The 11942-nt window shown below is 72.3% G+C and carries 6 protein-coding genes and 1 pseudogene; 1 reads left to right on the forward strand and 6 read right to left on the reverse strand.

The window, feature by feature from the left end:
• Positions 1–60 precede the first annotated feature (60 nt).
• From BR98_RS03325 to BR98_RS42450, 3 genes and pseudogenes are all read right to left on the reverse strand, one after another.
• Entirely contained in the window at positions 61–996 is a 936-nt protein-coding gene (locus tag BR98_RS03325) for a leucyl/phenylalanyl-tRNA--protein transferase (RefSeq protein ID WP_051969250.1), read from the reverse strand.
• Complete coding sequence (locus BR98_RS03330; protein ID WP_232247220.1) at positions 993–4136, reverse strand: non-ribosomal peptide synthetase; 3144 nt, start codon at positions 4134–4136, stop codon at positions 993–995. The genes BR98_RS03325 and BR98_RS03330 overlap by 4 nt, the downstream gene beginning before the upstream one ends.
• 66 nt (positions 4137–4202) lie before the next feature.
• Positions 4203–4415: pseudogene (locus tag BR98_RS42450) on the reverse strand (MbtH family NRPS accessory protein); the annotation flags it as partial.
• Between the two features lie 141 nt (positions 4416–4556).
• Between BR98_RS42450 and BR98_RS40810 the strand changes: the two are divergent.
• Complete coding sequence (locus BR98_RS40810) at positions 4557–7928, forward strand: putative bifunctional diguanylate cyclase/phosphodiesterase (protein WP_232247221.1); 3372 nt, start codon at positions 4557–4559, stop codon at positions 7926–7928.
• Positions 7929–7986: 58 nt separating this feature from the next.
• On the opposite strand, the gene BR98_RS03340 is transcribed toward BR98_RS40810, so the two are convergent.
• The 3 genes from BR98_RS03340 to BR98_RS03350 all read right to left on the reverse strand — a co-directional run bounded on the left by BR98_RS03340 (position 7987) and on the right by BR98_RS03350 (position 11941).
• Positions 7987–8661, reverse strand: a complete 675-nt coding sequence (locus tag BR98_RS03340; protein WP_035839874.1) for a response regulator — start codon at positions 8659–8661, stop codon at positions 7987–7989.
• Positions 8658–11189 carry an ATP-binding protein gene (locus BR98_RS03345; RefSeq protein ID WP_035839878.1) on the reverse strand — a complete coding sequence of 844 codons (2532 nt, stop codon included), beginning with the start codon at positions 11187–11189 and terminating at the stop codon, positions 8658–8660. Before BR98_RS03345 ends, BR98_RS03340 begins: the two co-directional genes overlap by 4 nt.
• Positions 11190–11293: 104 nt before the next feature.
• On the reverse strand, positions 11294–11941 hold the full coding sequence (locus tag BR98_RS03350) for a potassium-transporting ATPase subunit C (RefSeq protein WP_035839881.1): 648 nt from the start codon (positions 11939–11941) through the stop codon (positions 11294–11296).
• Between the last annotated feature and the right edge of the window lies 1 nt (position 11942).

The raw sequence follows: 11942 nt of genomic DNA on the forward strand, positions 1-11942 counted from the left end.
ACTTTCGAGGCCGCGACAGCAGTCTAAGCAAGCGCTTAGTCACCTGACCAGAGCAAGCGCTTAGTCACCTGACCAGACCGGGGCGTCCGCCGACCCGGAGAGCATCGACGCCAGCCGTCGGGCCGGACGCAGTGCGGTGGGCAGTGCGGCGGGCCCGTCGCCGCACCCGAGAATCGACAGGTACTGGTCGCGGGTGATGGTGGCCGCGCCCAGGCTGCGTACGTGCGGGCTGTCCCACTGCGCGTCCAGCAGCAGACCGCCGGCCTCGGCGAACCGGTCCGAGAGGTCGGCCAGCGCGACCCGCGAGGCGTCCGGGCGGCGGTGGAACATCGAGTCCAGGCTGAGCACCGGCCCCACCTGCACCCCGAACGCACCGCCGATCAGCTCCCCGGCCTCCCCACCCTCGCCACCCTCGCCGCCGTCCCCGTCCGCCGAGCCCGGCCGGCCCGGTCGGCCCTCCCCGCGCTCCCAGACCTCCACGCTGTGCGCCCAGCCCTCCTCGTGCAGCCGGTCGAGGCTGCCGCCCAGCTCGGCGGTCAGCCAGTGCTGCTCGCGGCCGGCCGCGCAGCCGGCCACGACCCGGGCGAAGTCCTGGTCCACGCTGGTCCACCAGTCCAGCCGGTTGCGCAGCCGACGGGCCAGTCGGCGCCCGAGGTGCACCCGGCCCGGCCCGATCACCGGCCGCGGGTCGGGTGACCACCAGGCCACCTCGTACGGCACCTCGTACGGCACATCACCGGCCCCGCCGCCCCCCGCCCCCGGACCGGCCCCCTCCCCCACCCCCAGCACCGCGACCACACCGGCCGCGACCAGGTCCTCGAAGAGCGCCTCGTTGAGGCACCGCGTGTACTCGTCGGGTGCGGGCATCGGGAAGAGCCCCCGGCGGTAGGCCGCGAGCAGGCTCCCCGGCGTCAGGTCGGCGCAGAAGGCGGCCGGCGCGTCGCCCGGCGCGCCGGCCAGTTCCAGCGCGTCCCAGCTCGGCAGCCGGGCCGTCACCGCGCCCCCTCGGCGGCAGCCGCCCCCGCCCCCAACCAGCCGCTGGAGAACAGCTGGCCGAGGTACAGGTCGAGCAGCGCGTCGTCCACCGGCGGTAGCTCGATGCCGCTGCCGCGCAGCGCCCGGTCCGCCTTCGCGTGGTCGAACAGCGGGAAGGTCGGCCGGAAGTACATCTCACTGATCGACAGTTCGGTGCCCGGGCAGCGGTCGACGAAGAGCGGCACGAACGGGGTCATCGGATGCGTCGGGTGCCGGGCGGCGAACCGCACCAGCTCCTCCACCCAGGCCGGGTACGGGATTTCCCGCACCGGGTGGCCGCGGACCCGCAGCCGTTCGGCGAGCGCGCCGAGCGGCACCGGGCGCGGGCTGGCCAGGTGGTAGACATCGCCGGTGGCGCGGGCGTGCGCGGCCAGGTAGGCGAACGCCCGGCTGAACCGGTCGGCCGGCACGAAGTCCAGCATCAGCCGAACGTCCGGACAACTTCCGCTGTCTACCAGGTACTTGACGATGGCGGCGAGCTCGGTACGGGTGTTCAGCACGCCGTTGGTCAGGTCACCGGTGACGTCGTTGGTCCGCACGACGGTGACCGGCAGACCGGCGGCGGCCGCGTGGTGCAGCAGCTCCTCGGCCACCCACTTGCTCTCCACATAGCCGACGCCCAGCCGTTGCGGGTGGTCCAGTGGCGTCTCCTCGGTGACCTCCGGGACGCCGACCGCGCCGAAGCCGGCCAGCACCGCGAGGGTGGACAGGTAGTGCACCGGAATGCCCCGGGAGTGCCCGGCGAGCCGCACCACCTCGCGGGTCGCCGACACGTTGGCCGCCCGCAGCTGGTGGTACGGGTAGATGAAGTTGACCTCGCCGCCGAGGTGGTGGATCGCGTCCAGGGAGTCCGCCAGCTCCTCGAAGCGGCGCTCGGACAGGCCGAGCCGGGGCGAGCCGAGGTCCCCGACCAGCGGGACCACCCGGTCCCAGCCGTCGATCCCGCGGCCGCCGGTGGCGGCCGGGTCCCGGCAGAGGAAGTGCTGGTGGGCGGCCCGGATCCGCTCCAGCGCGTGTTCCTCGTCGGGCGAGCGGACCAGGCAGAGGATCCGGGCCTCGGTGGTGGCCAGCAGGGTGGCCAGCAGGTGCGTCCCGCAGAACCCGGTCGCGCCGGTGAGCAGCAGCTGCCCGGGGCGGTCCCGGCGGGGCAGCGGCCGCCCGGTGGTGCGCACCGGGACCTCGCCCAGGGCGGCTTCGGCGACGAGGTCGACCGACTGCCCGTTGGCGGTGTTCGGGCCGGCCCGCGCGGTGTCGATCGCGGCGGCGAACGCGTCGAGGCCGGAGTCGCGCAGCAGTGAGCGGGTCAGGAAGCGGATCCAGGTCACCTCGATGCCGAACATGATCCGCGCCCGGGCCAGCATCTCCATCAGCAGCAGCGAGTTGCCGCCGAGCTCGAAGAAGTCGTCGTCGTCCCGGACAGTCTCGACCTGCAGCACCTCCGACCAGAGCCGCGTCACTGCGGCGCGGGCGGCCCGCGAGCCGGCCGGGCGGCCGGACCCGCCGGCCCGGCCGGCGGCCTCCCGGGCGGGCGCGCCGGCCGAGTCCTGGCCTTCCTCGTTGCGGCGGTTGACCTGCGGTTCGGTGCGTGGCAGCCGGCGGCGGTCGATCTTCCCGGCCGCGGTCAGCGGCATCCGCTCGAGCAGCACGAACTCGGCGGGCACCATGAACTCGGGCAGCCGCTCGATCAGGAAACGTCGCAGGGCCGCCCGGCGGGCGCCGGCGTCGGACTCGTCGCGGTCGGCCAGGGTGTAGTAGGCGGTCAGGCTGCGTTCGGTGTCGCCGTTGTCGTCGGCGCAGACCCGGGCCAGCCGCACCGACCGGTGGGTGGCGAGGACAGACTCGATCTCGACCGGGTCCACCCGGAAGCCGCGCACCTTCACCTGGTCGTCGAGTCGGCCGAGCAGCTCCAGGTGCCCGTCCGAGCGCCACCGGCCGGCGTCCCCGGTGTGGTACATCCGCTCGCCGGGCAGGTCCGCGTACGGGTCGGGGAGGAAGCGTTCGGCGGTGAGCCCGGGGCGCTGCCAGTAGCCGAGGGCCAGTCCGGGGCCGCCGAGGTGGATCTCGCCCTTCTCGCCGGGGCGCACCGGGCGCAGCTCGGGGTCCAGCAGGTGCACCCGGGTGCCGGGGAGCGGCTTGCCGATCGGCACGGGTGCGGAGGGTGCCGCGCGGAGCTGGTCGGCGGTCACCTCCCAGAGCGTGGAGGTGACGGCGGCCTCGGTCACTCCGTAGGCGTTGAGCAACCGGGTGCCGGGCAGTCGGCGCAGGCAGGTGCGGCAGTCCTCGGCGTGCACGGTGTCCCCGCCGACGATCAGTAACCGCAGGCCCGGCGGCGCCGGGTCGTGGTCGGAGAGCAGGTTGAGCAGGTGGTGCCAGTACGCGGGTGTCAGGTCGGCGACGGTCAGGCCGAGCCCGGGCATCCGGTCCAGCAGTTCGGTGGGGGCCCAGGTGGTGACGCCGCCGAGCACCAGGGTCGCCCCGCTGACCAGGGTCGCGAAGATCTGCTCCAGCGAGGTGTCGAAGCCGAGGGCCGCGAGCTGCAGCACCCGGTCGGCCGGTGACAGCCCGTAGGCCGCGGTGACCCGGTTCAGGGTGAACACCAGTGAGCGGTGGGTGACCAGGACGCCCTTGGGGGTCCCGGTGGTGCCGGCGGTGTAGATCAGGTAGGCGGGGTCGGACGGCAGGGCGGCGTCGGGCGGCGGCGCGCCCGGGCCCCGCGAGCGGGCGCCGGTGCGGTACTCCTCGATCAGCACCGGTTCGGCCGGGCCGGCACCGAAGCGTCCGCGGTGACCGCGGCTGGTGATCAGCAGCTCGGCCGCGCAGTCCGCCACCAGCCGCTGCAGCCGGCGGTCGGGGTGGGTCGGGTCGAGCGGCAGGAAGGCGCCGCCGGCCTTGAGCACCGCGAGCAGGGCCACCACCAGATCGGTGCTGCGGGGCAGGCAGACCGGCACCACGCTGCCGGGCCGGACGCCCAGGCCGCGCAGTTGTCCGGCCAGCCGGTCGGCGCGCCGGTCGAGTTCCCGGTAGCTGAGTTCGCCCTCCTCCCCGACCACCGCGACGGCCTGCGGACTTCGCGCAGCCTGATCCCGAAACAGTTTGTGCACGGTGTTTCCGTCGGCGGTCCGGCGATCGGCCCGGATCGGGTCGGTCCAGCGTTTCTCGATCTCCGCCAGCGCGGCCTGCCGGGAATGCGATTCGAATACGGACTGCCAACCGGACGGAATCGGAACGTCACCGGTCCAGAGTGCGAACTGGCCGGCTCCGTTGCGCAGAGCGGTGTGGCGCCTAGTGCTGTGCGGTATCGCGTCGGGAGAATCATCCACGGCTCGGACCTCGGGGTGGGCACCGGGAATTGGGGGAATCTGGCGGCTGCTCCGGGACATCGGGCGCACTGCTGTCCATGCCAACTATACTCACCATAGATCGCCGAACACGGCCCCACCGATCGATCCCACCGATCGCCGAAGAGGGCCTTTTCCGTCCAACCGCTGCAACCCCGTGATCTCACGGAGGAGGTAGCACTCTTGACTCGTCGACGACAGCAACTCATGGTCGGCTACCTGGTCTGGATGGCGACCTTCACCGGTATTTACTACGCGTATCCAAACCAACGGATCATCTGGTGGACCGGCATCGGCCTCGGTGGCGTCGCCGCCATCGTGGTGGGCGTCAGGCTCAACCGGCCGTCCCGCGCGCTGCCCTGGCTGCTGCTCGCGCTGGCGAACTTCAGCTTCACCTGCGGCGAGGTCGTCCAGGTGGTGCAGACCCAGTTCCTGAACCTCAACAACCCGTTCCCCTCGGTGGCCGACGGCTTCTACCTCGCCGAGTACGTGCTCTACGCGCTGGGCGTCTGGGGGTTCATCCGCTGGCGAACGGCCCATCAGGACCGGGCCAGCCTGATCGACGCACTCACCCTGACCGTCGGCCTCGGGCTGCTCGCCTGGATCTACCTGATCCTGCCGTACGTCCACACACCCGAACTGACCTGGATTCAGAAGGCGATCTCGATCGCCTACCCGCTGGGCGACGTCCTGATCCTGGCGATGCTGCTGCGGCTGCTGGTCCCGCGCGGCGGCAAGAGCCCCGCCCTGCTGCTGCTCACCGTCGGCAGTATCGGCCTGCTGGTCTCCGACGTCCTGTACGGCCTCATCCAGCTGCACGGCACCTGGCGGATCGGGACCCCGGTGGACCTCGGCTGGGCCGCCTTCTACTGCGCCTGGGGCGCCGCCGCGCTGCACCCGTCGATGGTCGAGCTGACCAGGCCGATCCCCACCCAGCAGACCGACATCACCGCGGGCCGGCTGGCCCTGCTCACCCTCGCCTCGCTGATCGCGCCGGGAATCCTGCTGATCGAGGCCGCGCACGGCATCACCTCGCACGCCGCCGTGATCGGCGCCTTCTCCGCCGTGCTCTTCCTGCTGGTGCTCTCCCGACTGGCCGGGGTGGTGCTGGTGCACCGTCAGGCGCTGGCCCGCGAACGGGCACTGCGCGAGGCCGGCGCCTCACTGACCGCCGCGGTGGCGCTGGAACAGGTCGCGGACACCGTGCAGGCCGTGGCGACCCGGCTGATGCCCCGGGAGGACGGCCACCGGGCGGTGCTGGCGGTACGGGAGGACGGGGTGCTGCGGGTCCGGCAGGGCCGGCGCGACCCCGAGCAGCGCCAGGACATCGAGCAGCGGCAGGCCATCGAACAGCGGCAGGACATCGAGCGGCCGCAGGCGATCGAGCAGCGGCAGGTAGCAGGGCACCGGAAGGCTGTCGAGCTGCGGCAGCAGGACGGGCAGCGACAGGTGGCCGAGTACTCCGACCAGATCCTCACGCTGGCCTCGGTCCGGCAGACCACGCTGCTGCGCGTCGAGGAGCTCGGGCCCGAGTTCGCCGCCTTCCTGAACGGGATGCCGACCGCGCTGGTGTCACCCCTGGTGCTGGCGCAGCGGCCGTCCGGCGATCCGCTGATCGGGGTGCTGATCGTCACCGGCACCGAGCAGGAACTCACCGCCTTATGGGGCTCGCTGGAGATCGTCGCGGCCCAGTCGGCGCTGGCTCTCGAACGGGTGATGCTCAGCCAGGAGGTCAACCGGCGCAACAGTGAGGCGTACTTCCGCACCCTGGTGCAGAACTCCTCGGACGTGATCCTGATCCTCGCCGGCGACGACCGGATCCGGTACGCGAGTTCCTCGGCCGAGCGGGTGCTCGGCTACCCACAGCTGGACGGCACCCGGCTGATCGATCTGGTGCCCACCGAGGACAGCCGGGCGGTGGGCCGGGCGGTGGCCCGGATGCGTTCGCGCGAGCAGCACGGCCGGCACGACAGCGGCGAGCACGGCGGCCACAACGACTACGGCGAACAGCGCGAGCACTGGCGGCTGCTGCGCAACGACGGCACCCCGATCGAGGCCGAGGTGCGCTGCAACGACCTGCGCGAGGACCCCACCGTCGGCGGGCTGGTGCTCACCCTGCGGGACGTCACCGAGCAGCGCCAGATGGAACGCGAACTCACCCACCGGGCCTTCCACGACTCGCTGACCGGCCTGGCCAACCGGGTGCTGTTCCAGGACCGGGTCGGCCACGCGCTCTCCCGCAGTTCGCGCAGCGGCACCGTGACCGGGGTGCTCTTCCTCGACCTGGACGACTTCAAGGTGGTCAACGACACCCAGGGCCACGCGGTCGGTGACGAGCTGCTGGTGGCGGTCTCGCTGCGGGTGTCGACCGCGCTGCGCACCTCGGACACCGCGGCGCGCCTGGGCGGCGACGAGTTCGCGGTGCTGGTCGAGGACGCGCTGACGGCCGCCGACGTCGGCGAGATCGCCGACATCGTGCTGGGCACCTTCGCCGAGCCGTTCCGGCTCAGCTCGGGCGCGGTCCGGGTGGCCGCCAGCCTCGGCGTCGCGACCACCGAGGACAGCGTCCACGCGGCGGAGCTGCTCACCCACGCCGACCTGGCGCTGTACGCGGCCAAGGCGGCCGGGAAACGGCAGTGGCGGCAGTACCAGCCGGCTCTGCAGGCCGGCCTGATCGAACGTCATGAACTGGGCGAGCACCTGGACTCGGCCATCGCGATCGCCGACTCGGCGTTCGCCCTGCACTACCAGCCGATCGTCGACCTCGCCACCGGTGACCTGGTGGCCTTCGAGGCACTGGTCCGCTGGCCGCACGACCAGCGCGGCATGGTGCTGCCCGACGAGTTCATCCCGGTGGCGGAGGAGAGCGGGCAGATCGTCCAGCTCGGCGCCTGGGTGCTGGAGCGGGCCGCCGAGGACACCGCCCGCTGGCAGCGGATGAGCACTGCCGACCGCCAGGCCGGCCGTCGTCCGCCGCTGCACGTGAACGTGAACGTCTCGGCCCGGCAGTTCCGCGACGCCGGCTTCGTCGACGTGGTGCGCGACACCGTCCGCAACTCCGGGATCGCCCCCGGCTCGCTGATCCTGGAGCTGACCGAGAGCGTGCTGATGCGCCGTGACGAGCGGGTCCGGGCCGACATGCAGGCGCTGGGCGAACTCGGCGTCGGCATCGCCATCGACGACTTCGGCACCGGCTACTCCTCGCTGAGCTATCTGCGCGAGTTCCCGATCTCGATCCTGAAGATCGACAAGTCCTTCATCGACGGGCTCGGCCACTCCCAGCAGCAGTACGCGCTGGTCGAGGGCATCGCGCGGATCGCCGACACGCTGGACGTCCAGGTGATCGCCGAAGGCATCGAGAACAGCGTGCAGCGCGACCTGCTGACCTCGATGGGCTGCCCGCTGGGCCAGGGCTACCTGTTCGCCCAGCCGCTGCCGGTCGGCCGGGCCGGCGCCCTGGTGGGCCAGGACGCGCACCAGGCCGGCCTGCAGTCCACCCGGGGCCGGCCCGGGCGCGCCGCCCGGCCCGCCGGCCAGCCGCGCGGGCGCTCCTGACGGCCACTCGGACCGCTGCGGCTGCCGCCTGCCGCGCTCGCCCCTACAGCGCCCGGTCTCAGGGCTGGTAGCGGTAGCCGATGCCGGGCTCGGTGATCAGGTGCCGGGGGTGGGCCGGATCGGCTTCCAACTTGCGGCGCAGACCGGCGAAGTAGACCCGCAGGTAGTTCCCGTGGTGCTCGTGCTCGGGGCCCCAGACCTCGCGCAGGATCTCCAGCCGGGGCACCAGCTGCCCCGGCGCGGCCAGCAGCAGCTTGAGGATCCGCCATTCGGTCGGGGTGAGCCGGACGGCGCCGTGCGGGCCGGTGACGGTGCCGCGCGTGATGTTGACGGTGAGTTCGCCGATCACCGGGTCGGGCGGCGGCGGCTCGGCGGGCGTGCGGCGCAGTACCGCGCGCAGTCGGGCGAAGAGTTCGTCGATCTCGAAGGGTTTGGTGAGGTAGTCGTCGGCGCCCGCGTCCAGGGCCCGGATCTTCTCCTCCAGTTCGCTGCGGCCCGACAGCACGATGATCGGTGCGCTGAGCGAGGCCCGGATGCCGCGCAGGACGTCGACGCCGTCGAAGTCGGGCAGGCCCAGGTCCAGCAGTACGGCGTCGGGCGTCTCGGTGCTGACCGAGTCCAGCGCCTGTTGGCCGGTGCTGGCCGTCAGCACGGAGTAGCGGCGGGCGCGCAGGTTGATCCGCAGGGCGCGCAGGATCTGGGGTTCGTCCTCCACCAGCAGGATAAGGCTCATGCGTCCTCCGGCACGGCCGCGGCGGGCAGGGTGAGCAGCATCGTGGTGCCGCCGCCCGGGGTGTCCTCGACCTCCAGGGTGCCGCCCATGGCCTCGGCGAGGCCCCGGGAGAGCGCGAGGCCCAGGCCGACGCCGGTGGTGTTGTCGTTGTCGCCGAGGCGCTGGAAGGGGAGGAAGACGGTGTCGCGGTCCTCGGGGGCGATGCCGGGGCCGCGGTCGATCACCCGTACCTCCACCCGGTCCTGGTGACCGCTGGCGGTGACCAGGACCGGCGCGCCGGGGGCGTTGTAGCGCAGCGCGTTGGTGATGACGTTGGCCAACACCCGTTCCAGCAGCGGCGGATCGGCGAGCACCGGCGGGACGGAGTCCAGGTCGAGGGGCTGGACGGGCGCGTCCGGGCGCGGTAGCGAGTCCATCGCCCGGGGCAGCACCTCGGTCAGCCGCACGGGTGCCAGGTGCAGGGTGAGGGCGCCGGCCTGCAGACGGCTCATGTCGAGCAGGTTGTCCACCAGGCGGGTCAGCTTGACCAGCGAGGCGTCGGCCAGGTCGAGGAGTTCGGTCTGGTCCTCGTGCGAGAACTCGACGTCGGGGCTGCGCAGCGAGCCGACCGAGGCCAGCGCTGCCGCGAGCGGGGTGCGCAGGTCATGGCTGACGGCGGCGAGCAGGGCCGTGCGCATCTTGTCGGCGGCCTTGATCGGCTCGACCTCGGCGGCGGCTGCCGCGAGGTGGTCGCGCTCCCGGGCGACGGCGATGTGTGCGGCGAAGGCGCTCAACACCCTCTGGTCGGCGGCCGGGAGCCGGCGACCGGTCAGGATCAGCACGGTGTCGGTGTCGACCGTGATCTCGGTGACCTCCCGGGCGGCGGTGCCGTCACCGTTGGTGTCGGCGCGGGCCAGTACCTCGCCGCTGGTCCGGTCGAGTAGCGCGGCCGAGTCCATGGCGAACACGGTGCGGGCGCGTTCCACCAGCTCCGGCAGCGCGTCGGCGCCGCGCAGCACGCTCCCCGCGAGGGTGCTGAGCGTCTCGGCCTCGGCGGTGGCCCTGGCCGCGCGGATGGTCTGCCCGCCGGCCCGGTCGACCACGCTGGCGACGATCAGCGCCACGGCCGCGAAGACCGCGAGCGCGATCATGTTGTTGGGCTCGTCGATGGTGAAGGTGTGGACCGGCGGGATGAAGTAGTAGTTGAGCAGCAGTGAGGCGATCAGCGAGGCGACCAGTGCGGATGCCACACCGCCCAGCAACGCGACGGCCACCACGCCGAGTTGGAAGATCAGCGCGACGGTGGTCAGGTTCAGCGAGTGGTGCGACAGGGAGAGCAGGGCGGTCAGCGCGACCGGCAGGACCAGGCCCGAGGTGAAGCCGGCGACGGTGCGTCGCGGCGAGTGGCGACGCCCGAGCGAGGGCAGCCGCCCGCGGCCGGTGAACTCGTGGGTGACCATGTGGACGTCGATGTCCTCGGAGGCGTCCACGGTGGTCTCGCCGATGCCCGGGCCGGTCAGGAACCGGGTGATCCGCCCGCGCCGGCTGGTGCCGAGCACCAGCTGGGTCGCGTGGCGGGCCCGGGCGAAGGAGAGCAGCGCGGTGGGGATGTCGTCGCCGATCACCACGTCGTAGCTGCCGCCGAGGGTTTCGACCAGCTGGCGCTGCTGGGCGAGCGCGCCGGGTGAGGCGCCGGCCAGGCCGTCCGACCGGGTGACGTGCACGGCCAGCAGTTCGCCGCCGGCGGTACGGTCGGCGATCCTGGCGGCCCGACGGATCAGCGTCTCGCCCTCGGGCCCGCCGGTGAGCGCGACCACCACGCGTTCGCGGGTCTCCCAGACCCGGTCGATGTTGTGCTGCGCGCGGTAGTCGCGCAGGCCCTCGTCCACCCGGCCGGCCACCCAGAGCAGCGCCAACTCGCGCAGCGCGGTGAGGTTTCCGACCCGGAAGTAGTTGGTGAGCGCGGCGTCCACCTTCTCGGCCTTGTAGACGTTGCCGTGCACCATGCGGCGGCGCAGCGCCTGCGGCGCCATGTCGACCAGCTCGATCTGGTCGGCCCGGCGGACCACCTCGTCGGGGACGGTCTCGCGCTGCGGGGTGCCGGTGATCTTCTGGACCACGTCGTTGAGCGACTCCAGGTGCTGGATGTTGACCGTGGTGATCACGTCGATCCCGGCCGCCAGCAGCTCCTCGACGTCCTGCCAGCGCTTGGTGTTGCGCCCGCCGGGGATGTTGGTGTGCGCGAGTTCGTCCACCAGCGCGACGGCGGGCCTGCGCTCGAGGACGGCGTCCAGGTCCATCTCGGCGAACTCGGTGTCCCGGTAGGTGCGGACCAGCCTCGGCACCACCTCCAGCCCCTGGACCATGTTCTCGGTGTGCCGGCGCCCGTGGCACTCGATGTAGCCCACCACCACATCCGCGCCGCGTTCCTGTCTGCGCCGGGCCTCGTCCAGCATCCGGTAGGTCTTGCCGACCCCGGGGGCCGATCCGAGGTACACCCGCAGGCGTCCGCGCCGGTGCGCGGTGCCGAGGGTGAGATCGCGAGCCATGGGCTGAATCTCTTTCAGGAGAAGAGGTCTGCTGGACGGAACGTGCCTGGCCGGCCCGGGTGCGCGCCCGGGCCGGCCAGTGGGTCATTCACTCTGATGCGACGTCACTTGGTCTCGCTGACAGCCTTGTTGAGCAGCACGACGTTGACGCCGGCCTCGCCGAGGAAGCCGAGCGAGCGGCCCTCGGTGTACTTGGCGACGAGACCGTTCAGGGTGTCGACGCTGATGTTGCGGGCCTTGGCGACCCGGGCCACCTGCTCCTTGGCGTAGGCCACCGAGATGTGCGGGTCGAGGCCGGAGCCGGACGCGGTCAGCGCGTCGACCGGGACGGCGGCCGGGTCGACGCCGTCGAAGGCTGCGGCGGCCGCGCGGCGGTCGTTGACGGCCTTGAGCAGGTCGTCGCTGTTCGGGCCGAGGTTGCTGGCCGTGGAGCCGTGCGGGTCGTAGTTTGCGGCCGAGGGACGCGGCTGGAACCACTTCGGGTCCGGCTGCGCCTGCTCCTTCGGGTCGTTGCCCGTTGTTGAGTCAGAAGGTGTCTTCTTCGGCAGGTTGTAGTTCTGACCGAGCAGGCTGGAGCCGATCTCCTTGCCGTCGGACGTCACGATCGAGCCGTTCGCCTTCTCGGTGAAGGCGACCTGGCTGATCCCGGTGACCAGCAGCGGGTAGGCGAGACCGCAGATCACGGTCAGCACCAGGAGCATCCGCAGCGCGGTGAAGTGGGTGCGGACGGAGGTGGGCAGGGGCTTGGGCATG

The organism is Kitasatospora azatica KCTC 9699 (assembly GCF_000744785.1).
GTDB classification, from domain to species: Bacteria; Actinomycetota; Actinomycetes; order Streptomycetales; family Streptomycetaceae; genus Kitasatospora; species Kitasatospora azatica.

Bases quoted from the DNA above. Each gene is read 5' to 3' on its own strand.
- BR98_RS03350 (WP_035839881.1), bottom strand. From the start codon at position 11,941: ATGCCCAAGCCCCTGCCCACCTCCGTCCGCACCCACTTCACCGCGCTG.
- BR98_RS03345 (WP_035839878.1), bottom strand. From the start codon at position 11,189: ATGGCTCGCGATCTCACCCTCGGCACCGCGCACCGGCGCGGACGCCTG.
- BR98_RS03340 (WP_035839874.1), bottom strand. From the start codon at position 8,661: ATGAGCCTTATCCTGCTGGTGGAGGACGAACCCCAGATCCTGCGCGCC.